Source organism: Arthrobacter sp. PAMC25284, assembly GCF_019443425.1.
Taxonomy (GTDB): domain Bacteria; phylum Actinomycetota; class Actinomycetes; order Actinomycetales; family Micrococcaceae; genus Arthrobacter; species Arthrobacter oryzae_A.
This window is the reverse complement of sequence record NZ_CP080382.1, coordinates 3,793,708-3,816,072: the sequence shown is the minus strand read 5'-3', so window position 1 is coordinate 3,816,072 and position 22,365 is coordinate 3,793,708. Positions and strand designations below refer to the sequence as shown.

General features: G+C 67.1%; 20 protein-coding genes. 4 read left to right on the top strand and 16 right to left on the bottom strand.

Annotation, left to right across the window (positions count from 1 at the left end; genetic code table 11):
- Positions 1 to 105 precede the first annotated feature (105 nt).
- A complete protein-coding gene (locus tag KY499_RS17635) occupies positions 106 to 1,401 on the bottom strand; it encodes an MFS transporter (RefSeq protein ID WP_219885948.1) in 1,296 nt (431 codons plus the stop codon).
- Positions 1,402 to 1,429: 28 nt separating this feature from the next.
- Positions 1,430 to 2,650 (bottom strand): M20 family metallopeptidase, encoded by a 1,221-nt coding sequence (locus KY499_RS17630; RefSeq protein WP_123254095.1) that lies wholly within the window; start codon positions 2,648 to 2,650, stop codon positions 1,430 to 1,432.
- A gap of 138 nt (positions 2,651 to 2,788) precedes the next feature.
- Here KY499_RS17630 and KY499_RS17625 point away from each other — a divergent pair, with 138 nt between their 5' ends.
- Positions 2,789 to 3,823 carry an Lrp/AsnC family transcriptional regulator gene (locus KY499_RS17625; RefSeq protein WP_219885947.1) on the top strand — a complete coding sequence of 345 codons (1,035 nt, stop codon included), beginning with the start codon at positions 2,789 to 2,791 and terminating at the stop codon, positions 3,821 to 3,823.
- A gap of 27 nt (positions 3,824 to 3,850) precedes the next feature.
- On the opposite strand, the gene KY499_RS17620 is transcribed toward KY499_RS17625, so the two are convergent.
- From KY499_RS17620 to KY499_RS17585, 8 genes are all read right to left on the bottom strand, one after another.
- A complete protein-coding gene (locus tag KY499_RS17620) occupies positions 3,851 to 5,641 on the bottom strand; it encodes a DEAD/DEAH box helicase (RefSeq protein WP_123254097.1) in 1,791 nt (596 codons plus the stop codon).
- A 234-nt stretch (positions 5,642 to 5,875) separates the two neighbouring features.
- The gene (locus tag KY499_RS17615) at positions 5,876 to 6,205 is read right to left on the bottom strand and encodes a DUF3039 domain-containing protein (RefSeq protein ID WP_123254098.1); all 330 of its coding nucleotides are present in this window, start codon (positions 6,203 to 6,205) and stop codon (positions 5,876 to 5,878) included.
- 51 nt (positions 6,206 to 6,256) lie between these two features.
- On the bottom strand, positions 6,257 to 7,039 hold the full coding sequence (locus tag KY499_RS17610; protein ID WP_219885946.1) for a glucosamine-6-phosphate deaminase: 783 nt from the start codon (positions 7,037 to 7,039) through the stop codon (positions 6,257 to 6,259).
- 172 nt (positions 7,040 to 7,211) lie between these two features.
- Positions 7,212 to 8,780: a transporter gene (locus KY499_RS17605; protein ID WP_219885945.1), complete on the bottom strand. Its 1,569-nt coding sequence runs from the start codon at positions 8,778 to 8,780 to the stop codon at positions 7,212 to 7,214.
- A complete protein-coding gene (locus tag KY499_RS17600) occupies positions 8,762 to 9,568 on the bottom strand; it encodes an ABC transporter ATP-binding protein (RefSeq protein ID WP_219885944.1) in 807 nt (268 codons plus the stop codon). Before KY499_RS17600 ends, KY499_RS17605 begins: the two co-directional genes overlap by 19 nt.
- Before the next feature lie 117 nt (positions 9,569 to 9,685).
- Positions 9,686 to 10,786 carry an NADH:flavin oxidoreductase/NADH oxidase gene (locus KY499_RS17595; RefSeq protein WP_219885943.1) on the bottom strand — a complete coding sequence of 367 codons (1,101 nt, stop codon included), beginning with the start codon at positions 10,784 to 10,786 and terminating at the stop codon, positions 9,686 to 9,688.
- On the bottom strand, positions 10,786 to 11,787 hold the full coding sequence (locus KY499_RS17590; protein WP_123254103.1) for a tetratricopeptide repeat protein: 1,002 nt from the start codon (positions 11,785 to 11,787) through the stop codon (positions 10,786 to 10,788). The genes KY499_RS17595 and KY499_RS17590 overlap by 1 nt, the downstream gene beginning before the upstream one ends.
- Positions 11,788 to 11,842: 55 nt before the next feature.
- Positions 11,843 to 13,609 (bottom strand): hypothetical protein, encoded by a 1,767-nt coding sequence (locus KY499_RS17585; protein WP_219885942.1) that lies wholly within the window; start codon positions 13,607 to 13,609, stop codon positions 11,843 to 11,845.
- Between the two features lie 377 nt (positions 13,610 to 13,986).
- On the opposite strand from KY499_RS17585, the gene KY499_RS17580 reads away from it, so the two are divergent.
- A complete protein-coding gene (locus KY499_RS17580; RefSeq protein ID WP_123254137.1) occupies positions 13,987 to 15,156 on the top strand; it encodes an AI-2E family transporter in 1,170 nt (389 codons plus the stop codon).
- A 30-nt stretch (positions 15,157 to 15,186) separates the two neighbouring features.
- On the opposite strand, the gene KY499_RS17575 is transcribed toward KY499_RS17580, so the two are convergent.
- Both KY499_RS17575 and KY499_RS17570 read right to left on the bottom strand, forming a co-directional pair.
- Complete coding sequence (locus KY499_RS17575) at positions 15,187 to 15,987, bottom strand: alpha/beta hydrolase (protein WP_123254105.1); 801 nt, start codon at positions 15,985 to 15,987, stop codon at positions 15,187 to 15,189.
- Positions 15,988 to 15,997: 10 nt separating this feature from the next.
- Positions 15,998 to 16,351 carry an ATP/GTP-binding protein gene (locus KY499_RS17570; RefSeq protein WP_219885941.1) on the bottom strand — a complete coding sequence of 118 codons (354 nt, stop codon included), beginning with the start codon at positions 16,349 to 16,351 and terminating at the stop codon, positions 15,998 to 16,000.
- 59 nt (positions 16,352 to 16,410) lie between these two features.
- Between KY499_RS17570 and nucS the strand changes: the two genes are divergently transcribed.
- Both nucS and KY499_RS17560 read left to right on the top strand, forming a co-directional pair.
- Positions 16,411 to 17,106: an endonuclease NucS gene (gene nucS, locus KY499_RS17565; RefSeq protein ID WP_123254107.1), complete on the top strand. Its 696-nt coding sequence runs from the start codon at positions 16,411 to 16,413 to the stop codon at positions 17,104 to 17,106.
- A 279-nt stretch (positions 17,107 to 17,385) separates the two neighbouring features.
- Positions 17,386 to 17,589, top strand: coding sequence for a cold-shock protein (locus KY499_RS17560; protein WP_123254108.1), 204 nt, complete (start codon positions 17,386 to 17,388; stop codon positions 17,587 to 17,589).
- Between the two features lie 137 nt (positions 17,590 to 17,726).
- Here KY499_RS17560 and KY499_RS17555 read toward each other — a convergent pair whose 3' ends face one another.
- The 4 genes from KY499_RS17555 to KY499_RS17540 are packed head-to-tail and all read right to left on the bottom strand — an operon-like array spanning position 17,727 to position 22,365.
- Entirely contained in the window at positions 17,727 to 20,237 is a 2,511-nt protein-coding gene (locus KY499_RS17555; protein WP_219887062.1) for a bifunctional lysylphosphatidylglycerol flippase/synthetase MprF, read from the bottom strand.
- Positions 20,238 to 20,271: 34 nt separating this feature from the next.
- Positions 20,272 to 21,639, bottom strand: a complete 1,368-nt coding sequence (locus tag KY499_RS17550) for an alpha/beta hydrolase-fold protein (RefSeq protein WP_308813062.1) — start codon at positions 21,637 to 21,639, stop codon at positions 20,272 to 20,274.
- Positions 21,639 to 22,070: a DUF2550 domain-containing protein gene (locus tag KY499_RS17545; RefSeq protein WP_123254109.1), complete on the bottom strand. Its 432-nt coding sequence runs from the start codon at positions 22,068 to 22,070 to the stop codon at positions 21,639 to 21,641. The genes KY499_RS17550 and KY499_RS17545 overlap by 1 nt, the downstream gene beginning before the upstream one ends.
- A gap of 10 nt (positions 22,071 to 22,080) precedes the next feature.
- A complete protein-coding gene (locus KY499_RS17540; RefSeq protein ID WP_123254110.1) occupies positions 22,081 to 22,365 on the bottom strand; it encodes a F0F1 ATP synthase subunit epsilon in 285 nt (94 codons plus the stop codon).

Sequence of the window (22,365 nt, the reverse complement as noted above, 5' to 3'; positions counted from 1 at the left end):
CGGGCCACACCCACAAGAGCTCCGGCCGGGAATCCCGGCCGGAGCTCTTCGTGCTCCGGGTACAGCCGGCACACCGGAGAGGTGTGGCTGCCCCGGGCAGCCGGGCTAGTGTGTCAGGTCCTTGCCTTTCGTCTCCGGTATGGTGAACACGCAGACGGCGCTGATGGCCAGCAGCACCACGGCGTAGGTGTTGAACATGGAGGCCTGACTAATACTGGCGAACCAGGCCTGGAGGTACGGGGCCGTGCCGCCGAACACCGCGACGCAGATCGCGTACGGCACCCCGACTCCGACGGTGCGGATCGTCGTGGGGAACAGCTCGGCGTAGACAGCCGGGACAATGGCCGCACTGGCAGCGATGAACACCAGCATCACGGTCATCGAGACTGTCAGCTGCCAGGGCGAATCCTTCAGCAGCCAGGTCATGGGGAAATGGAACACGGCTGAGCCGACGGCGCCAATCAGCAGGACGGGTTTGCGGCCAATGCGGTCGGACAATTTTCCCCACAGCGGCAAGACTCCGATGAACACGACCATCGCCCCCACACTGGCCCAGAGTGCGTCGCCGCGATCCATCTTGAGCGCAGTCGCCGCGTACGACGGAGCGACGACCCCCCAAATGTAATACGTGACGGTCAGGCCCATGGTCAGCCCGATTACCTGTGCAGCCTGCTTGCGGTGACGGACGATTTGGGGCCACATGGGTTCGCGCTTCTCGTCGGTGCTCTCGCGCATAAAGGCTTCGGTCTCCTTCATTCCCGCCCGCATGATGAGCGCGTAGAGACCAAGTCCTGCGCCGATCAGGAACGGGACGCGCCAGCCCCAGGCAGCCATGTCGTCCGTGCTGAGCAGCCCATTGAGGACGGCGGCCAACGCGGTTCCGGCCAGGATGCCCATGGTGCCGGATGTGTAGATGAGGGTGGCCCAGAAACCGCGTTTCTCCTTCGGCGCCATTTCGGACAGGTAGGTCTGCGACGACGGCAGCTCGCCGCCGTGCGCGAGCCCCTGGATCAGCCGGGCTACAAGAAGCATCAGCGATGCCCAGAAACCCACGGCCTGGAACGTTGGGGCGATACCGATCAGGAGGCTGCCGAAGGCGGCCAGGCCCACGGCCAGCGTCATGGATGCCTTCCGGCCGATCCTGTCTCCGATGAGGCCGAAGAGAAAGCCGCCGAAGGGCCGCGCCACGAAGCCGACGGCGAAGATCGCCAGAGTCGAAAGCATGGCCGAGGTCGGGTCGGTGCTGCTGAAGAGCTGGCCGGCAAAGAACGGCGCAAACGTGGCATAGATGGCCCAGTCGTACCATTCCACGGCGTTTCCGATGCCGGTGCCGATGAGCGTGCGCCAGTGCGATGTCCGGGCGGGCGCGGCCGCGGCCGCGGGGCTGGTGGTAGTTGTCATGTCCTGCTCCAAAGGGTGCGCGGGTCGGTCAGTTCGCGGCGGCGAGGGCCGCGATCCGGGAGATGGCCAGGGTGGCATACAACGCGGCTCCGTCGGCGAGTACGCCGTCGTCGAACGTCGCGTAGGCCGAGTGGTTGAACGGCGACGACGTGTGGTCGGCGCCCGCCGGCACGGCGCTCAGGCCGATGAAAGTGCCGGGTACTTCTGCCAGCACGCGCGAGAAGTCTTCGGAGCCGCTCAGGGGCGTCGCCATCCGGGTGAGCCTGGAGTCGCCGAACATGCCGGCGATGACGCCTTCCGCTGTCGCCGTCTCATCCTCATTGGTGACGGTGAGAGGGTATTCCTCCTGGTAGCGCACGTCCACCTCCAGCCCGTGGGCTGCGGCGATGCCGCGGAGCAGCCGGGGAACCGCATCCATCATCTTTTGGCGTGAGTGTTCGGAGAAGGTACGGACCGTCGCTTCGATGCGGGCGGTTTCGGGAATGATGTTCCGTTTGGTCCCCGCCTGCAGCAGGCCGACGGTGAGGACCACAGGGTCGAACATGTTGAACTGGCGGGTCACCATGACCTGCAGGGCGGTGACCATCTCTGCGGCCGCCGTGACCGGGTCCTTGGCCGTGTGCGGCGCCGAACCGTGCCCGCCGGCACCTATCACGGTGACGAACAGCCCGTCGGAGGCGCTGAGCATCACCCCCGGTTTGGTGGAGAACTGGCCGTGGGGCTCCAGGGCAGAGAACACGTGCATCCCGTAGGCAGTGTCCGCCCGGCGCCCGGCCGCGTCCAGGACACCTTCGCGGATCATGCAGGCCGCACCGTCGAATCCTTCCTCGCCTGGCTGGAACATCAGGACGACGTCCCCTGCCAACTGACCGCGCCGTTCGGCCAGCAGCGTGGCGGCCCCGGCGAGCATGGACGTATGGAGATCGTGGCCGCAGGCATGCATGGCGCCGTCAAACCGGGAGGTGAACTCGACGCCGGTGGATTCCTGCACGGGCAGCGCGTCCATGTCGGCGCGGAGCAGTACCACGGGCTTTTCCGCGCCGGCGGTGCCAGCGCCACCGCGCAGCACAGCCGTGATTGACGTCGAGTCTTCGCCGAGGTTGATTTCGTACGGGAGACCGTCCAGCGCCCGGAGAACTTTTTCCTGGGTGCGTGGCAACTGCAGGCCGATCTCGGGTTCACGGTGGAGGTCATGGCGGAGCCGGATGATGTCATCCTGCAGTTCGCGGGCGTCGGCGGCGAGTGTCATGTGTTCTCCTGAAGGGGCGTAAATTGGGGCTGATACCATTTTGCGGTGAGCCCGATCACTTCCCTTCAAACCCCTGAAAATACTCATTTATCCGGTGAAACCATCAGGATTCATGCATCTATACGAAAGTAGTTGCGGATGGAACTGAACGAGGAGGATCTCCGGCTGATCAATGCGTTGCAGATCTCGCCGCGGATCAGCTGGTCCGATGCCGCCGCCGTCCTCGGAGTCCACGCGACCACGCTGGCCTCCCGCTGGGAGCGCCTGCGCTCCTCGGGTTCGGCCTGGACGACTGCGCACCTCATGGGCGACCCCCGAAACGTGTGCCTTGCACTCGTGGACGTGGACTGTGAGATGCGTCGGCGGCCGGATGTCACTGCGGCCCTTGCTGCCCTCCCGGATGTCATCACCGTGGCGGAAGCGGCCGGTAACCATGACCTGATGCTGACAGTGATCACCCGGGACCTGGCCGAGTTCAGCGGTCAACTGGTGCCGCGCCTCAAGGCCATCCCCGGAGTGACCAAGTACCGGACCGTTTTGTGCACCCGGATCTATACCAGTGGCCATGCCTGGCGGCTCAACGTCCTGAACCGGACCGAACAGCGGGCCCTGCGGGCCCTGGCCGGGCCCGAATCGGCCGGTCCCCTGGCCACCGATACCGCCACGGCGCCGCTCCCGGAAAGCCATCTGGCGCTCTTCCCGCTGCTAGCGCGCGACGGCCGCGCCTCAGCCGCCGAAATTGCCAGGGTGCTTGGGCGGAATCCTGCCACAGTGCAGCGGCAACTGGGCCGAGTGCTGGCGAGCAAACTGCTGTCTTTCCGGTGCGAGATCGCGCAGGCGTATTCCGGCCACCCGGTCACTTGCCAGTGGGCCGCGAACGTCCCGCCGGGACGCCATGAGGCTGCCGCCGCGGAGCTCCGGGGGGTCCGGAACGTCCGGTTCACGGCGTCGACCACCGGGCGCACAAACTTCGTCGTTAGCATGTGGCTGCGTTCGTTGGCCGATGTGCTGGAGATGGAGCAGGCCATCCAGCAACGCATTCCGGGCATCGAGCTGGTCGAAAGCGTCGTTATGCTGACCACGGCAAAACAGGTCGGCTGGATGCTGAACCCCGACTCGACGGCAACCGGAACGGTCGTTGCGCCGTACGCTGGACTGATCCCGGCCGGGTGATGTCCTCCCCCGGCACGCCGCCGGCAGCTACTTGCGGCCGATAAACCAGTCCTGCAGCTTCCGCAGGCGGGTCTGTAATTGCTCCTCATTGGCCTGGGCCACGGGCGGGCCGCCGCAGACCGTCCGGAGCTTGGTGTGCACCACACCATGGGGGGTGCCGGTCCGCGCGGACCAGGCCGCCACGTTCTTGGCCAGTTCGTTCCGCAGGTCCATCAGCATCCGGTGATCCGGTACGGCTGCGCCGGCAGCAGGACTGGCGGCAGCCTGCGGAGCCGCGCGCTGGTTCTTGCGGTTCAGCTGCTCATGCTGGCGCTGGCGCAACAGCGTCCCGACCTGCTCGGCGTCGAGCAATCCGGGGATCCCGAGGAAGTCCAGTTCGTCGTCGGACCCCACCTCGCCGCCGGTTCCGAATTCGCCGCCGTCAAAGAGCACCCGGTCAAAGGAGGCCTGCGAGTCCAGGGCCTCAAACTTTCCCTTCATCAAGGAGTCCGAAGCCTTCTCCTCGCGGTTGGCCTCGTCCATCAGTGAGTCTTCCGGGTTGAAGAGTCCGTCGCCGTCCTCCTTCTCCGGGCGGTCCAGGGCGTGGTCGCGCTCGGCTTCCATGGAGTTGGCCAGGGCCGTCAGTTGCGGTACCGAGGGCAGGAAGACCGACGCCGTCTCGCCGCGTTTCCGGGCACGCACGAAGCGTCCCACCGCCTGGGCGAAGAACAGCGGTGTGGACGTGGAGGTCGCGTACACGCCGACCGAAAGCCGGGGGACGTCGACGCCTTCAGAAACCATCCGGACGGCCACCATCCACCGTTTGTCGCTCGCGGTGAACTCCTCGATCTTGCTGGAGGCTTTAGCGTCGTCGGAGAGGATGACGGTGGGCGATTCACCGGTGATCCGCTTCAACTGCCCGGCGTAGGCCCGGGCGTCGTCGTGGTCGGTGGCGATCACGAGGCCGCCGGCGTCGGGGACGGTCCGGCGGACCTCGCTGAGCCGCTTGTCCGCCCCGGCCAGGACGGCCGGAATCCATTCGCCCGTGGGGTTCAGCGCGGTCCGCCAGGCCTGCGAAATGATGTCCTTGGTCACGGCGGTTTCGCCCAGCGACGCGGCCATTTCCTCGCCGCCGCTGGTCCGCCAGCGCATCTGACCGGAGTAGGCCATAAACATCACCGGGCGCACCACATGGTCCCGCAGCGCCTTGCCGTAGCCATAGGTGTAATCGGCCTTGGAGCGCCGGATGCCGTCCCGGTCCTCGGCGTACTCCACGAAGGGGATGGGAGAGGTGTCGGACCGGAATGGCGTACCGGTGAGGGAAAGCCGGCGGGCCGCGGGATCGAACGCCTCGCGGAGCCCGTCGCCCCAGGACAGCGCCTCGCCGCCGTGGTGAATCTCGTCGAGGATGACCAGCGTCCGGGCGGCTTCAGTCTTGGCCCGGTGCAGCATCGGCTTGCTGGCCACCTGGGCGTACGTGACGGCGACGCCCACAAAGCCGCGGCCGTGCTGCCCGTCGGCGTTTTTGAAGTTCGGGTCGATGGCGATGCCCACCTTGGCGGCCGCGTCGGCCCACTGGCGTTTGAGGTGGTCCGTCGGCGCCACGATCGTGACGCGCTTGACGACGCCCGATTCGATCAGCATGGAGGCTACCCGCAGCGCGAACGTGGTTTTTCCTGCGCCGGGTGTCGCCACGGCCAGGAAGTCCTTGGGCTGGCTGGTGAAATAGAGGTCCAGGGCTTCCTGCTGCCAGGCGCGGAGCTTCTGGGCGGTGCCCCAGGCGGCCCGCTCCGGGTAGGCGGGCGGCAGTGTGGGTCCGCCAAAGAGCGTCTCTGTCACTTAGGTGCCGTCCGTTCCGCGCACGGCTGTAGCCGGAGGAGAAACCCAAGTAAGCACAAAAACACCAATCTTTTTCGGATGAACCGGACAGCGGAAAACGGGGCAGCCGCTGTTGACGGGGCGCAGCTGCTCACGCATCCCGTGAAGGTAGTCCTGCAGGCAGGCAAGCCGCGGACGGGTCAGGCCGGGCTGAAGGCAGGCGGATTGCCGGGGCGCCTGACGGCGCCTGACCCGCTATTTGTCGCCGGAGTCCTTGCCGCCGCCGTCTTTGCCGGGGCGGAGGCCTTCATAGACTTCCTTGCATTCCGGGCAGACGGGGAACTTCTGCGGATCGCGGCCGGGTGTCCACACTTTGCCGCACAGTGCGATGACAGGCTCACCGGTCAGTGCGGATTCCATGATCTTTTCCTTGCGCACGTAGTGCGAGAAGCGCTCCCGGTCGCCGGGTTCCACTTCCTGCCGCAGTTCCTCGCGCTCGATCGTGGCCGTGGACGTCCCGGCTCCGGAGAGCTCGCGCATCGGGTCGTTGTCGAGGGGATCGGTCATGCTAGTCATGGACACCATCTTAGCCGCTGACGCAGACATGGTGACGACGGCACCGCCCTTCCCGGCGGCTTAAAGGCCCTGCCACGGGAGTTTCATCTCATAGCTGTGCCGGTAGTAATCGGCCAGCCGCAGGGACGACGCCGCCGCCTCGTCCAGCAGGACCGTGGCGTGCCGGTGCAGTTGCAGGACCGAGGCCGGGCAGATGGCGGTGACCGGTCCTTCCGCCAGGTCCCGGACGGTCTGGGCCTTTTGCGCCCCCGTGGCCAGCAGGATCACATGGCGGGCATCAAGGATGGTGCCCAGCCCTTGGGTGAGGACATGCTGGGGCACCTCGGACAGCCCGCCGAACAGGCGTGCGCTGTCCCTGCGTGTCTGCTCCACGAGGGACTTGATCCGGGTCCGAGAGGCCAGCGAGGAGCCAGGTTCGTTGAAGCCCAGATGCCCGTCCGTACCGACGCCAAGGATTTGCAGGTCCACTCCCCCGGCCGCCCGGATGGCCTCGTCATAGTCCCGGCAGGCCGCGGGGATGTTCGCCGCGGTTCCGTCCGGGGCACGGACGTTTGCGGGGCTGATACCCACAGACCCGGTAAAGTCCCGGGCCAGGGAGTGCCGGGACGACTCCGGATGCCCCGCAGGCAGGCCGAGGTATTCGTCCGGGACAAAGACCGTGACCTGGCCGAAGTCGAGTCCGTCCTCCACATGCCGCCTCGTCAGTTCGTCAAAAAGCGGCCGCACCGAAGGGCCGGTCCCGAGCCCCAGGACGGCGTCGGGTCTGCGCCTCAGCAGGGCCTCGACGGTGTCCGCCGCGAGCGCGGCGATCTGTTTGCTGTCCGGAAGAATGACGACTTCCATGGTCCCTGCCTCTGTTAGTGCCGGGTGCTGGTTGTGCCGGGTGCTGGTTGCGGCGATGAACTGCCCGGGTGCGTGTGTGTCCTAGTGGCAGGGTATCCCAGACCTGTGTGCCCCGGTCAGGGCCATGCGGCCGGGCCTGCGGGCCGGACCCGTAAGCCATCGCGGACCGCCGTCAGCGGTGGACGGCCAGTTGGGCCAGCAGTTCCGGTCCGCGCGCGTCCAGCCATCTTCCGCCGAGCCGCACACCCGCGCCGAAGAGCGCGAGTCCCAGGACCGGCCCCACGAACAGGTTGATCCAGCCTGGCACCGGACTGCCGGTGCTCCACTGCGCCGCGAGCAGGGCGATTTCCGGTGAGACGAGCACCACGAGCACCCCCATGCCGCCGAACTGTACGGCCAGGGTTTGCGCCACGTTGCCCGGCGGCTCCTTGAAGGGGCTGTCGCCCGGTAACGGCACATTGACCGTGTAGCGGGCCGAGACAGCCGAGGACAGTCCCATCCCGCTGAACAGCACGCCCAGGGACAATCCGAGCATTCCGGGCAGTCCATCCCAGTCACCGAGGAGGACGAACGGGCCGATGCTGAACACCAGCACCGCCGGCAGGGCGAAGGCCAGGCAGGCCAGGGCGCGGCCGAGGCGGTCATGGACCCCGCGGACGCCGGTGGCCACGTGCAGCGCGAACGCGGTGCTGTCATAGGAGACGTCGGAGGAAATGGCCCACGCGAGCAGGAAGGCGGTCAGCGGCCCGACCATCAGCAGGGGTGCGTAGGTTCCGGTCTGGCTCGATTGGAAGAAGAGCAGGACCGGCATCAGCGGAACGACGATGAGCGCGCCGGTGTAGCGCGGATCCCGCACCCAATAGCTCAGCGAGCGGGCTGCGACGGCCCCCGTCGGCGTTGCCGGAAACAGCACGAACAGGCCCAGGCCCCCGTTCTTCTTCCGGGCCTGGCCGGCATTGGGCGGCGACACCAGGGCGCGTTGCAGCAAGGTTTTCCAGCACAGTGCCAGCCCGGCGAGCGTGGCCAGGGCGATCAGCAGTTTCAGCGCGGCCGCGCCGTAGCTCCCGGCGGCGAGCTCCCCGCCAAGCGACCAGGCAGCGCCGGCCGGAGTCCAGGACAGGGTGCGGGCCAGCTGCGGCAGGAACTCTCCGGAACGGGCAATGCCGTCTGCCACGCCGGCCACGATGGGTCCGGTGAGCACGAGCGGAATCAGGAATACGACCGCGCTGATGTCCCGGAACCGCCGGGATCCGACCAGCCGGGCAGTGGCCGTGGTGACCACCTTGGACAGGACGACGCAGCTCAGCACCCCCAGGACCGCGCCCAGCAGCGCCCCTGCCGCGGCGGGGGCGCTGCGGGACCAGGTGCCCACCGTGGCGAGCGCCAGCACTGACGTGGCGGCACCCGGGATGCCGATGAGGCCGCCCAGGGCGAGTCCGGTCAGCAGTTGCGGCATCGGGACCGCGAAGGTCGAGAAGCGGGCAGGATCGAGCATCAGGTCCCCGGCGGTCATCACGACAGGAACAACAGCCCAGCCGAGGAGGGCCGTGGCGCCGGCCAGCACCACCACGGTCCGGGCCAGTTCCAGGTCCATTCGCAAGGCCAGCAGCCCGGCCACGCCGAGACCCACAAGAGCCAGCGAGAACAGCGCCCCGATGGCCAAACCGACGAGCTGCCGGGGGCTGCGCCGGACACTGTTGCGCAACAGGGTGATCTTCAGCCTCAGAAGGTGCTCAACCATTCCAGGCCTTCCGTGTGGCCGCGGCCGCCGACGAGCTGGACAAAGCGGTCCTCCAGCGACGCTCCGGACCGCACCTCGTCCACGGTGCCGGCGGCAAGCACCCGTCCGGCGGCGACGACAGCGACGTGGTCGCACATCCGCTGGACCATGTCCATCACGTGGCTTGACACAATCACGGTGCCGCCTGATGCCACGTAGCGGTCGAGGATTCCGTGGATATTGGCGGCGGACACCGGATCCACTGATTCGAAGGGCTCGTCAAGCACCAGCAGCCGCGGTGCGTGGATCAGGGCCGAAGCGAGGGCGATTTTTTTGGTCATTCCCGCGGAATAGTCCACGACCAGGGTTCCCGCATCCCCGCTCAGGTCCAGGGCTGCGAGCAGCTCCTTGACCCGCGATGCCACAACATCTTTGTCCATGCCGCGCAGCAGGCCTGCATAGCTGACCAGTTGTTCGCCGCTCAGGCGGTCGAAGAGCCGGACCCCGTCGGCCATCACACCCATCAGCTTCTTGGCGGCCAGCGGATGCTGCCAGACGTCGACTCCGTGCACCAGTGCGGTGCCGAATTCCGGACGGAGCAGTCCGGTCGCCATCGATAATGTAGTGGTCTTTCCGGCGCCGTTGGGCCCGACCATGCCATAAAAGGACCCGGCTGGAACCTCCAGGCAGATGCCGTCGACGGCGATTTTGGAACCAAAGCGCTTGGCCAGCCCGCGCAGCGAGAGCGCCGGGACGGGCGCCGGAATCCGGGGATCCGGGCCGGGCGGAACCGACCGGGGGAAAGTCATGAGGTCAGATTAGCCGCCGCAGGCCGTGAACAGCAGAGTATCCCCTACGGTGCTCCCCGGCCGCCCCTACCTGCCGGCCACGGTCACTGCTGCGGCGGGCACCGTCAGGCACCGGCGCTAGAACGAATGCCGGGGCGCCGCACGCTCGTACTGGGGCGGCCACGCCAGATCGCCGCCAAGCTCGTAGGCCGCCCGCAGCCACCAGTGCGGGTTGCGCAGGGCGGCCCGGGCGATGAACACCCCGTCAGCTTGTCCGGTGGCGACCGCGTGTTCGGCCTGGCCGGCGGATGTCAGAAGACCAACGGTGCCGGTCCGGATACCGGTTTCACGGCGGATCCGCGCGGCAAACCCGGTCTGGTACCCGGGGCCCGCCGGAATTTTCTGGTGGGCCACGGCCCCGCCGCTCGAGACGTCTACGAGGTCCACGCCGCGGCCGGCGGCCGTACGGGCCAGCCGGACCGACGCTGCGGCGTCGATCCCGCCCTCGGCCCAGTCAGAGGCGGAGATCCGCAGGAGCAGCGGCATGGACTCGGGAATGACGCTCCGGACGGCATCCACGACGGCGAGCGTCAGGCGGTTCCGGGCGGTTTCATCGCCGCCCCAATCGTCCGTCCGGTCGTTGACCAGCGGACTTTGGAACTGGTGCAGGAGATAGCCGTGGGCGCCATGGATTTCGACGGTATCAAAACCGGCGTCGACGGCCCGGACCGCCGCTGCGGCGAAGTCGGCGATCACGCCGTCGATTTCCTCCGTGGTCAGGGCCGACGGCGCGGCAAAGCCGTCAAAAGCACCGGTACCGGGTCCGACGCTGTTCCAGCCGCCGTCGGCGGCCGGAACGGTGCCCTGTTTCCCGGAAAACGGCCAGTACGTGGAGGCCTTGCGGCCGGCGTGCGCCAGTTGGGTGCCAATCTTTGCGCCGGCGGCACCGTGGCGGTGGACGAAAGCAATGATGCGCTCCCAGCCCGCGGCCTGGTCCTCGTTGTAGATTCCGGCGTCGCGGGGGCTGATCCGGCCTGCTGCGTTGACGGCGGCCGCCTCGGTGAGGATGAGGGCCGCTCCCCCGACGGCGAAGGAGCCCAAATGCATAAGGTGCCAGTCGGTAGGGACCCCTTCTCCGGTTTCCGGGCCGCAACTGTACTGGCACATCGGCGATACCCAGCCGCGGTGCTCCAGTCGCAGCGACCGGAGATCCAGCGGCGTGAACAACGCCGACGACATTAAAACAGCACCCGCGCCAGCTGCTGCCGTGCTTTGGCGACGCGCTCGTCGGCCGTGCCCACAACTTCGAAAAGTTCCAGCAGCCGAATCCGGGCGGTTTCCCGTTCGGGTCCGAAGTTCCGGCCGATAAAGGCGACAATGCGGCCCAGCCCGTCCTCGATGTGGCCGCCGGCGACGTCGAGATCGGCCACCGTCAACTGCGCATCGAGGTTGTCCGGCTCCTGGGCGGCAAGCTGCCGGAGCGCATCGGCGTCGGGACCGGAAAGCGGCTGGAGCCGTCCCATCAGTTCCACCTGGACCAGGCCAGCCTTGGCTTCGGCGTCGGCCGGCATCTCCAGGAGCGCCTGCCGGAACGCTGCAGCGGCGGTGTCGTAATCGCCGGCCTCAATCGCATCGAACGCGGCCTGATGCAGGGGCGGCAGCGGCTCGGGCTCCGGCTCGGCCGCGGCGGGGCCGCCGGCACCGATCCGTCCCGTCACGCCGTTGGCGGCCGCGACCTTCAGCAATTCGTCAAACAGGTTGCGCACCTGCTGCTCATCGGCACCGCCCTGGAAGAGCGGCACAGGCTGGCCCTTGACGAGGGCGACCGCAGTGGGCACCGTCTGGACCTGGAACGCCTGCGCGAGTTGCGGGAATGCCTCGATGTCCGCCACGCCAAGGACCATCCGGCCATCGTAGGTTTCCACGATCCGTTCCAGAACGTCGACGATCTGGCCGGAGCCCGGTGAATACGCAGCCCACAGGGCGATGACCACGGGCACCTGGGCGGAGAGCTCGACGAGTTCCTGGAAGTTCGCTTCCGTGACGTCGACCCGGAGCGGTCTGCCGTGCTGCCCGGTCCCGCCGTCGGCCGGAGGACCTGCCGTTGCCGGGGAGGTCCCATCGGCCGGCGGCCCGGGGGGCGCCGGCCGCTGTTTCAGCGAAGAAAGGTCGACGGCGCCCCGCAGGTTCAGCGGATTGGCGGCAGCTGGCGGGACCGGGCGGGAAGCTGGCGAAGTCATAGCTCCACTCTATCCACTCCGGCGCCCGCCATGGCCACCGCCGTTTCCGTGCGTGTTACTTGAAGCTCGCCCCCACCAGGCCGCGGGTGGCGGCCACGAGCCGCATCGGATCCGTGGACCCCGCCGGCGGGACATACACGGCGGCCACCTCGGCAAAGTTCAGCACCATGCCCGTGCTGGTTTCCTTGCTGCCGGCCAGCGCAGCCGCATCGTCGCCAATGGTCAGCTTGTCGCCTTCGGCTTTGGGGGTTCCTTCAAAGGTAAAATCCAGCCGGCCCAGCACCAGGGCACCGCCGTCGGACGTGCGGAACACCGCCGTGCTGGCGGGGTCGACTTTGTGGGTGAAGGAGAAGGTACCGTTCACGCCGGAAGCCACCACGTCCGCCTGGTAGGCCAGTGTGTCGGCGATGTACGGAGACGATTCGCCTTCCACGAGCTTGTCCTTGAAGGCCGAGTCGGCGGAGCTCAGGCGGTCGCCCAGTCCGGCCAGGGCCTCCTCGCCGCTGTAGAGCAGCCCTGATTTGTCCGCCGGCGCCAGGGAGTCCGTGCCGCCACGCGAAATCGCGGGGAACGTTGCGCCCGGCTGCAGCGGGGTGCTGTTGACGAGCTTGTAGTTCTCCCGGGCCGAAGCCTGGGTCAGGGTCAGCAACTGCGGAACGACGTTCCCTTCGCCCTGCGTCACGGCCAGGACTGTCCGCGGCCAGCTGCGGTCATTGGTGACAACGGTGGTCAGCAGCTTGGTGGCCCGGACGGGCATCCGGGCCTCGTAGGCGCCAACCTGGGAGCGGATCTTGTAGTTCTGGGTCCGGATCTGCATCTCGGTGTCCGTTACCCGCGGTTCGAGCTTGCCGGCGTCCTTGGCCGCATCTCCGGCGTCAACCGCGCCGGCGACCTGCTCCAGGACGCGGCGGAACTGGGAATCAAGCAGCACGGGGACGCCGGCGGCCTCACCGTCGCCAGCCGAAGTTTCCGGGGACGTCGACGGGCCGGGCGCCGGGGTCTGGCTGGCCTGCGCGATGGTTCCGGTGCCGGCGACGGCGGCGGCCGTCAGCAAGGCGACGGCCAGGCCGGGGCGCCGGACCCGCAGTGCAACACGGCGCTGCTGGGCGGTGCCGTTGCCGGAGCCGGTGGACTTGCTCTCCGCCGTCGGCGTTGGCTGGTTCCGGCCCGCGGCGGGCCGGCTGCCGCGCCGGTTGCTGTCCGGGCCCGTGCCACCAGACCGGGGCTTGAGGATCAGTAACGCACCGCCGGCCATCAGCAGGATGCCCAGGACCATAAACGGCACGGCCCACGGAGTGGAGGTGTCATTGGGGAAGGTCATCGTGATCGATGACGGTGCCGGTTTGGTCCCGTCCGTCGCGAGCAGGAGTGACCATTCGCCGTCGGCAGGCGGGGTCCAGGTGTAGCTGAGTTCCCCGCTGGCGTTCTCGCTCGTGACCCAGAGGTCCGAGCCCGCCGGGGACGGCGCGGTTGCCTCACCGTCCGTATGGGACACTTCGAGCGCCGTGCCGTCCGTGGAGAGTCCGGTGACCGTGTTGTGGGCGGTCGGGCCGACCCAGGCTGCGACGTCGTCCGGCCGGCCGGCCGCAAGCAGGAAGCTGCCCTCGCCCTTGACGTTGATCTTCACCGGGCCGCCGTGCGCCGTGCGCAATTTCTCGTCAAAGACGGTCAGCGGAGCGGCCGTGGCATCCGCAGGGGCCGTGGCCGTAATATTCTCGGCCGGGGCCCAAAAAGTCTTCTGACCGATCCCGGCCAGCAGTGTCAGGAGGCCGAGCAGCACTAGTGCAGCTGCAGTCTTGAAACGCAAAATATAACCCATCATCAGCGGACATTTTGCTTCAATAGTAGCCGTTTTGTTACCAGCGAGTCAGATCGGGCCGCATCCCCCGGACGGCGGCGCCACTGCTGCCGGACTCTTCCCCGCCTGCTGGCAAGCCTGCTGATAGTCTTTGCGGTGATCATTCGACCCGGGACGCCTGCTTGGCGCCGCACAGAACTAAGGGCTTCTACGCAGTGACTGAACATACGGATGCGTCAATTCAGGGACCGGACGGTGCCCGGACATCCGGCGTGCAGGAAACCGGTGACCAGGCCCAGAGTCCCGCTCCCGCGGCCACCGGCGGGCAGGAAGCCAGCGGCCAGGAAGCCGGCGGGCAGGACGAGATCTCGCTGCCCCGGGCGGCCACGGCCGGAGTGCTGATGTCCATGGTGCGGCGGCTGGTCGGGCCCCTCCCCGGGCCCCAGCCGCGGCTGCGCTTTGAAATGCCGCCTGTGCTGGAGCTTGCCGGTGACGGCACTGACGGGGACCTCGTCAGCGACCGCGGCCTGCGGACGTCGGCGCAGCATCCCCTCTACACCGGGTTCATGGGCACGGTCGGCGTTGGAGCAGCACTGGGGGTCTACTGGATCGGTTCCAACACCACACAACTGCTCCTCTGGATCGTCACTGCCCTGTTCATCGCCCTGGGCCTCGATCCCGTAGTGCGCTGGCTGGAACGGAAAAACTTACCGCGCGCCGCCGGCGTTCTTGTGTCCGTCTCCGCGCTGACCCTGGCTGTGGTGGGTTTCTTCGCCACACTGATCCCCACGATCGTGCAGCAGGTGACCCAGATCGTCGGCCAGGCGCCGCGGTGGGTCCAGGACTTCATCGACTCTGATTTCTTCCGGTCCGTTGACAGCCAGTTTGGTGTCCGGGACCGCATCCAGCAGGAGCTCGAGAAATTCGTTAACGACCCCGAGGCCATGGGTGGCATTTTCGGCGGCGTCGTCGGGTTCGGCACCACCGTGGCGAACGGACTGTTCGGCGCGCTGATCGTGCTTGTACTCAGCCTGTACTTCCTCACCGCGCTGCCGGCCATGAAGATCTGGGGTTATCGGCTTGCTCCCCGCTCCCGGCGTGACCGGGTCGAGGCCCTGGCCGAGGAGATTACCGGGTCGGTGGGCAACTACGTGATCGGCCAGGCCCTCGTCGCCGTGCTTAATGCGACGTTCGCGTTTATCGTGATGTCGAGCGTCGGTGTGCCCTTTGCCGTACTGCTGGCCTTCCTGGTGGCGCTCCTGGCCTTCATTCCGCTCGTCGGCGGCCTGATTGCCGGAGTCCTTGTGACGGTCATTGCGTTGACGGCCGGCTGGCAGACTGCGGTCTCCTACGCCGCCTTCTATTTCGCCTATCTGCAATTCGAGGCCTATTTCATCTCGCCCCGGATCATGCAAAAAGCTGTCGCGGTGCCCGGCGCCGTCGCCGTCATCTCAGTCATCGCCGGCGGCAGCCTCCTCGGGGTGCTGGGGGCACTGATCGCCATCCCCACTGCCGCCGCGATCATGCTCCTGCTCAAGGAGCTCTTCATCGCACGCCAGGATGTCCACTGACGGACCGGACCGCCGGCAGGTCCGTCCGGCTCAGGCGTGCGCCGCGGCCACCGGTCCCGTCCACTCGTGCGGCAGCGCAGCGCCGCCGGTTCCGCCGGGAATAACCTCGTCCACGATCTCGTTGAGCACCCGGCCGGCGTACTTTTCCCCAACCCAGAGGTGCTTGGCGCCGTCGACGGCCACCAGCCGGGCCTGCGGCACGGCGCCGAACCGCTCGGCGGCTTCGGCGGGCTGCAGGAAGTCGTCAAACTCGGGAACCAGCACCTTCAGCGGTTTGCCCGACGCAGCCCATTCCCCGAGGTGCTCCTCGGTGGCGCGGTGCAGCGGCGGCGAAAGCAGGATGGCGCCCTCGATCTCGCCCGCCACCGGCTCCGAAGCCCCGTACATCAGCGCCAGCTCGGTGCCGAATGACCAGCCCACGAGCCAGCGGTTGGGCAGGCCGCGCTGCACCGCGAAGTGAACGGCCGCCTCAACGTCCATCCGCTCGTCGACGCCCTCCGCAAAGGCCCCGCTGCTGGTGCCCCGCGGCGATTCGGTTCCCCGGGTGTTAAAGCGCAGCACGGCAATTCCGGCGAGGGCCGGCAGGCGGTAGGACGCCTTCCGGTACACATGGGAGTCCATAAAACCGCCGTGCGTGGGCAGCGGGTGCAGGGTGATCAGCGTGGCCTTGATCTCGCCGGACTCCGGCACGGACAACTCCCCCACGAGCACATGGCCGTCCGCGGTGTGGAGTTCCACGTTCTCGCGGCGGGCCGGCAGAACGGTCGACGCGCGGATGGCGGTGGGTGCCGAAGGCTGGCTGAATACGTACGACGCCGGGTCAAAAGTCATGCTGTCCAGCTTAGCGATACCGGTAGCTCCGTGACGTCCAGCAATTGGAGTGCCAGTGCCTGCGCTCTGCCAGGCCGGCGGCGGCCCCGAACAGATGGTCCTCGGACCAAACCACAAGGTGGGCACTTCCGGGCGGGACCGCCGTCGAACAGCCGGGGCAAATGTAGGTTTTCTCGGCGCGCCCGGCCGTGATGAGGCGGACCATCCACTCGCCGTCGGGCGCGCTCTCCCGCCGGGCAACGCCGGTCCGGGCGCGTTCCAGATCCAGCTCCGGTGCCGGGCCGTGTTTGGATCCTGGTTTGGCGGCCCGTGCGAAGCCGGCCTTCCCGGCGGCGGTGCGGCGGGGTCTGTTCGAACGGGGCATGGTTCCATTCTGCCCCAGCCCGGCTCGCCTCCGTCCCGGCAGACGGTAGAGTTGGCCGGGTGCGTTTAGTGATAGCCCGGTGCTCCGTTGATTATGTTGGCCGGCTCAAAGCCCATCTCCCGCTGGCCACCCGGCTTTTGCTGGTCAAAGCCGACGGGTCCGTCCTGGTCCATTCCGATGGCGGATCCTATAAACCGTTGAACTGGATGAGTCCCCCCGCCTCACTGCGGGTCTCCAGCCCTGACGAGATCGACGTCGAGGTCGGCGTGATCGAGCAGTGGACAGTGCAGTCCGCGAAAACCGATGACCGGCTGATCATCAATATCCATGAGCAACTGCACGACACCTCGCATGAGCTCGGGCAGGATCCGGGTCTGATCAAGGACGGCGTCGAAGCGGATCTGCAGCGCCTCCTGGCCGAACAGATCGAGCTCCTCGGCACGGGATTCTCCCTTATCCGCCGCGAATACTTCACCGCCATCGGTCCCGTCGATATCCTTGCCCGGGACTCGAACGGCGCCACCGTCGCGATCGAGCTTAAACGCCGTGGTGACATTGACGGCGTCGAGCAGCTCACGCGCTACCTCGAACTGCTGAACCGCGATCCCCTGCTGGCGCCGGTGCGCGGAATCTTCGCCGCACAGCAGATCAAGCCGCAGGCCAAGGTTCTGGCCAATGACCGCGGCATCGACTGCATCACCCTGGACTACGACGCCATGCGCGGCGTCGACGACAGCGAGTCCCGGCTCTTCTGAGCCGACTAAAGGACCGGCGCGGCGTCGACAGATACTGATTTCCTTGCACGAAATTTAAGCACATCTTGCGCGGATCCGTTGACCTGATGAAAGTGCCATGTAATTCTAAGACAAGTCTTTGTGTAGGTGTTTTTTCATGCTCGCAAGACATGTTGCGAGCGTGAAGCTCCTGCCGCTAAACCGTCCTGTTCGGGCGACAGCCACGGTTCTTCTCGCAGAGTGACCAAGTCCGGTAAGAACCGTGCCGGACTTATTCAAGTTCCAGATGAGGAGAATTAAATGGCACAGGGAACCGTCAAGTGGTTTAACGCAGAAAAGGGCTTCGGCTTCATCACCCCGGATGACGCCGATGGCGATGTCTTCGTTCACTACTCCGAAATCCAGACCGGCGGATTCAAGACCCTCGACGAGAACCAGCGCGTTCAGTTCGAGATCGGCCAGGGCTCCAAGGGCCCCCAGGCCACCGGCGTGACGCTGGTCTAGTTCTTGGCCGGATAGCTGCCCGAGGCACTCTCCGAAGGGATAATCCCCGGCACTTATGCCGGGGATTATTTTCTGTGCGGATATCCCTTCATTGCGCCGCGCCGCGGTTACCTCACGATCATTGCGCCGGCCGGCGGTTACCGCACAAGGGTCCGCAGCAGCCGCGCGCTTTGCCGGAGCGAAAGGCCCGGAAGATACGCAAGGCTCAGGGCCCGTCCGATCGCCGGCAGGTGCAGCGGCTCCTGGTAGTACAGGTAAAGGGTGCGGTATTCGGGCTTGAAGCGCGATTTGAATGAGGCGAGAGACCGGAATCCATAGACGGGCTCGAGGGCGCGCCCGACCACATCCAGAATTCCCGCGAGTCCTTCGGGAGCACCTGCAGTGTCAGCGTCTTTGGCCAACGGTGAGCCGGAGAGGGAAATGACCTCCACCGTATTCCGGTGCTCCAGGATGGCCGACGCGATCAGGAACTCCATCACTCCGGGAAAGGCGTCGTGGCTGCGGCGCATGAAGTCCAGCGTCCAGCGCACCAGCTTGCCGTCCGCAAAAACGGGAAGCCAGCTGGTGACCCCCTGGACCCGTCCTTCGCCGTCCACCGCCAGGCAGCACAGCACATCGTCGTCGTCGAGTTCGTCGATGCCGCCGAGCGTGAAACCCATCTCCGGCACTTCCTTTTGCGCCGCCCAGTCCTCCGAGACCTCCCTGAGCTGGGCCCGCAGCTGAGCGGGGAAGTCACCGTACCGGCCCCAGACAGCCCGAACGCCGGTTTTCGCCGCGCGGTTCAGTGCGGTGCGGACGTTTTGCCAGTCCTTGCCCTTGAATTCGAGTTCCCGCACGGCGAGCCGGGTCTCCTGCGCGACGGCGACCCGCCGGAAGCCGTTGTTCCTGACAAGGGGCCACAGCTCATCGGTGCAGGAGTAGAGACCCGGGATCAGGGCCTGATCGGCGCAGTAGCGCAGAAATCCCGCCGCAGTCTCGGCATGCCGGTCCGCCGGTCCGAACGGACCCGCCAGGGTCAGCGCCACATTGCCGTGCTGCTGGTAGGCGATCCCTCCGCTTCGGTCCGGCGTGAACCAGTACTTGTTCGGCTCCCACAAGGCCATCCAGGACAGCGAGTCTCCGCCCTGACGGATCAGGCGACGGGCAACATCCCGGTCCCCCGCGCCGGCATCCCGTCGGGGTGCCCGGCGTCTCAGCGCGATCCAGACCGCCGCGAGGCAGACTGTCCAGAAGACGGGGCCGGAGGCGCCGAAGAGAAACGCCTCCACGGCACTGCGGCCTTGGAAAACGCGGTTGAAGACGCCCGAGAACGGCAGCGGCAGGTACTGCCGCACGAGTTCCGCGGCCAGTCCCCGAAGTCCGCCGTCGCGGACCATTCCGCCGGTCCCGAACCATACCGCACTGTAGCTGCTGACCAGTACCAGCCATGTTCCGCCGACCGCCAGGCCCAGGCTGCGCCGGGACCCCGGTTCCGTCTCAACCCGGAACTGCCGCCGGCTGGCCCACAAGAGTACCGCCAGCAGCAGGGGCACGGCCACGAGGGGGAGGATGTGGACAATGCCGGAACTCAGCACTGCGCCCGCCGGTTTACCCGGCTGGTGCGGGATCTGCGCAATCAGCAGAAGATACACGGCGGCGAGGGCGGCCACGGCGAGCTGAACGGCGATGGTGATCCAGAGCGCAAGCCTGCGGCCCTTGCGCAGGCCATCGGCACACATCAGTAACAGAACCACGGGCACCACAGCCAGCACGAGGCCCAGCGGACCGGCGAACCCGGCCTGGCCGCCAGCCAGGCACCCGACGTCGACCGTGCCGCCACAGTTCGCCTCCAGCTGCGCCAGTGTGGGAACCGGGTTCACCACGACGTCCCGCAGCAGGGCCAGCGGCCCCGTGGGGCTGCGGACTGTGGCCGTGACGAGCGGCCCGACGGCGAAGATCGCCACCGTCAGGGCCAGCAGGTTCCGGGTTTCGCCGCCGGTTGAGCGGTGCCGGTGAGGCCCACCCTGGTCGCCCTGGATCCACCAGCCTGCCGTCAGACCCACCAGTGTGCCTACCAGTCCGACGACGGTCTCGGCGTGCCCTGAGTAGAGCACCAGCAGCAGCGCACCGGAGACGGCGGCGGTGCGCAGCCGCCGTTGCCACAGGGCCGGCAGCAGACCGCTGGCCGCGAGGACCACGGCGAGGACGGCGGCATAGGGGCCGATCAGCCGGGCGTCCGCCATCCGGCCAAGCCAGACATCGCCGGCAAACCGGAACAACTGTGTGACGAGTAGAAACACCGTCACGGCGGCGAACTGACCGGCGAAGAAAAACACGGCCGTACGCAGCGTGCCCAAATACCGTTCGGCGAGTCCAAGCAGCAGCAGGATCATCAATGACGCCGCAAGGTAGGCGGGCAGGTTCGTCGCAAAGAACAGCGACGTGAACATCGACCACCAGTGCCCGGCCTTCAACCCGGGAGCGCTGACCGAGGCGAAGCCCAGCAGCGATGCCGGCGGCCCGGCGAGGAAGCTGCCGGTCACGGCGCTGACGGCGAGGAACACACCGAGGACGGCGAGCGTGAACGGTACCGCCCGGAAGTGTGTCAGTGTCCGGCGGAGGACGCCGCCGACCAGGGACGGATCCGCGGGGCGGAGGTCCCCGGGCAAGGGCGCGGCCGGTCCCGTCACGTGATGCCCCGGCTCATGTGATCCCCCAGCGCGGGGCGAGGAACTCCAGGGCGTCAGCCAGGCCTGCGGAGGCAGTCTGCCAGGAATGGCCGGCGTTGGCGATCACATTCGACTTCACAATGAATCCGGACGCTGTGGCTGCGTCCGCGAGTACGCTCATGTTGTCCATGAACTCCCGGTCACGCCCGCCGGCGTAAAAGACGATGGCCTGTCCGGTGTAGCTCCGGTGCTGCATGAGCCAGAGGGGGGTCTGCCGGTCAAAGGCCGCTGTGTCACCCCCGAAGGAGGCCTGGACTGTTTTGTCGCGTTCCTTCGCCAGGGCGGGTTCCTTCTCGCTCGCGACCGCCACGGCGTCGTGATAAACGCCAGGATGGCGTGTAACCATTTGGACTGCGCAGGTGGCGCCGAAGGAGAATCCGCCGGCGGTCCACAACCGCGGATCCGGATCGACGTCGAGGTTGGTCTTGATCCATCCCGGAACGTCCACCGATAGGAAAGTATCCGCCTGCGCAATGCGGCTGTCGAGGCAGAGCGTGTTCGCCGACTGCGTCCCGTTGGGATCGACTACCACCGTCACCGGAGCGATGCCCCGGTGACCGTCCGCAAAACGGTCCATCCGCGCCCGGAGGGCGCCGCCGACGAGCCAATCCTGTGGGCTCCCCGGCTGCCCGGCAAACAGCACAAGCACGGGAAGCTTTGGCCGCGGCACGCTCTGATAGGCCGGTGGCAGATAGATGTAGGCATCGCGGCTGGTGAAGCCTGATGCCGTCCCGGGGATCGTGGCCTTCCGCAGCACCCCGGCCGGCATTCCGCCAGGATCGTCCCACTGTGCCAGGTCGACTGCAGGAGACGCGCCGCGGGTGAGTTCCGCTTCCAGCCAGGGGATCCGTTCCACCGCTGTTCCGGTCACGTCGCCGACGGTCTGGTTCAGCCCGAAGTAAAGGTTGATCTGGGCCTGGGAGAGCAGTACCACTCCGAGCAGTGCCGCCGTTGCTCCGGCCGTGGCACGCCAGGGCCGCGCCGTGGTCCGGCGTCGGGCCGGCTGCGGGCCGGCCGATCGTCCGGAACGGAGCCACAGGCCACCGAGCCGGTGCAGCCACAGGAAGAGGGCGGCCGCCGCGGGTAGAGACCAGCCCAGGATATCCGGGGGCAACTCGTCGGGGAAGACGGACCAGCCATAGATCAGGAGCCAGTGGATTCCGGCCACGAGTGCTGCGGCAAGGACGGCCGTTGTTCCGAGCAGGGCGGCGGAAGCGGTGGGTTTGCGGTGCCGGACGGCGCGCCAGGCGAGGAAGGCCAGGCCGCTGGCACCGGCAGCCCAGGCAAACCACATCACTGGTCCGTCGACGAGTCTGATGTCCTGAAGGAAATCCAAGGTCACTAGCGCCAGGTGCCGACACCCACCACAGGGCCGGCCTCCAGCCAGGAAGACAGGCCGGTGTAGGCGTCAAAGCGCATGGCCAGCCGGATGTCCTGCCCCTCGTACCGGAGCTCCACAATTACGGCTTCCGGCTGGACTCTGACGAGCTCATCTTCGCTGGGTTCGCGCCTGCCCTGCAGTTCCAGCGAGCTTCGCAGGAAGGTGTGCTTGGGCCGGAAGCTGAGCGAGACAAGCCGGAACCATTCGAGTTCGTTGTCCTGATAACGACAAACCCCCATCTGCCAACGGTTTCCCGCTGTGCAAATGGAGGCGTCCACTGTGCCGAGGGCACGCCGCAAGGTAAGGCGGCGCACCCCCGATAGGCACAGTGCTAAGACCAGCAGCCCGAAGAGGGCGGCCAGAATGATGAACGGCAAACCGAGATCGTTCATCAAGGTAGTGCTAGCGGATCCCAGCAGTCGCTGCGTCACCCAGTTGGGCGTTGTCAGCAACAATGACCACCCGGTCGTTGTCGACGGAGAAGAATCCGCCGTCGACAGCTACGGCAATGCGGTCACCGGATACCGGCTCAATTGCCAGTTCACCTTCGGCCAGAATCGCCAGCAGGGGCGAGTGGCCGGGCAGGATTCCGATTTCACCATCGCTGGTGCGGGCCTTGACCATCTTGGCCGCTCCGGACCAGACAAAATGGTCCGCTGCGACAATCTCAACCTCAAGCTCAGCCAT

Bases quoted from the DNA above. Each gene is read 5' to 3' on its own strand.
- KY499_RS17585 (WP_219885942.1), bottom strand. From the start codon at position 13,609: ATGATGGGTTATATTTTGCGTTTCAAGACTGCAGCTGCACTAGTGCTG.
- KY499_RS17605 (WP_219885945.1), bottom strand. From the start codon at position 8,780: ATGGTTGAGCACCTTCTGAGGCTGAAGATCACCCTGTTGCGCAACAGT.
- KY499_RS17635 (WP_219885948.1), bottom strand. From the start codon at position 1,401: ATGACAACTACCACCAGCCCCGCGGCCGCGGCCGCGCCCGCCCGGACA.
- KY499_RS17545 (WP_123254109.1), bottom strand. From the start codon at position 22,070: ATGAACGATCTCGGTTTGCCGTTCATCATTCTGGCCGCCCTCTTCGGG.
- KY499_RS17615 (WP_123254098.1), bottom strand. From the start codon at position 6,205: ATGGTGTCCATGACTAGCATGACCGATCCCCTCGACAACGACCCGATG.
- KY499_RS17610 (WP_219885946.1), bottom strand. From the start codon at position 7,039: ATGGAAGTCGTCATTCTTCCGGACAGCAAACAGATCGCCGCGCTCGCG.
- KY499_RS17625 (WP_219885947.1), top strand. From the start codon at position 2,789: ATGGAACTGAACGAGGAGGATCTCCGGCTGATCAATGCGTTGCAGATC.
- KY499_RS17560 (WP_123254108.1), top strand. From the start codon at position 17,386: ATGGCACAGGGAACCGTCAAGTGGTTTAACGCAGAAAAGGGCTTCGGC.
- KY499_RS17590 (WP_123254103.1), bottom strand. From the start codon at position 11,787: ATGACTTCGCCAGCTTCCCGCCCGGTCCCGCCAGCTGCCGCCAATCCG.
- KY499_RS17580 (WP_123254137.1), top strand. From the start codon at position 13,987: ATGTCCATGGTGCGGCGGCTGGTCGGGCCCCTCCCCGGGCCCCAGCCG.
- KY499_RS17600 (WP_219885944.1), bottom strand. From the start codon at position 9,568: ATGACTTTCCCCCGGTCGGTTCCGCCCGGCCCGGATCCCCGGATTCCG.
- KY499_RS17595 (WP_219885943.1), bottom strand. From the start codon at position 10,786: ATGTCGTCGGCGTTGTTCACGCCGCTGGATCTCCGGTCGCTGCGACTG.
- KY499_RS17570 (WP_219885941.1), bottom strand. From the start codon at position 16,351: ATGCCCCGTTCGAACAGACCCCGCCGCACCGCCGCCGGGAAGGCCGGC.
- KY499_RS17575 (WP_123254105.1), bottom strand. From the start codon at position 15,987: ATGACTTTTGACCCGGCGTCGTACGTATTCAGCCAGCCTTCGGCACCC.
- KY499_RS17630 (WP_123254095.1), bottom strand. From the start codon at position 2,650: ATGACACTCGCCGCCGACGCCCGCGAACTGCAGGATGACATCATCCGG.
- KY499_RS17540 (WP_123254110.1), bottom strand. From the start codon at position 22,365: ATGGCTGAGCTTGAGGTTGAGATTGTCGCAGCGGACCATTTTGTCTGG.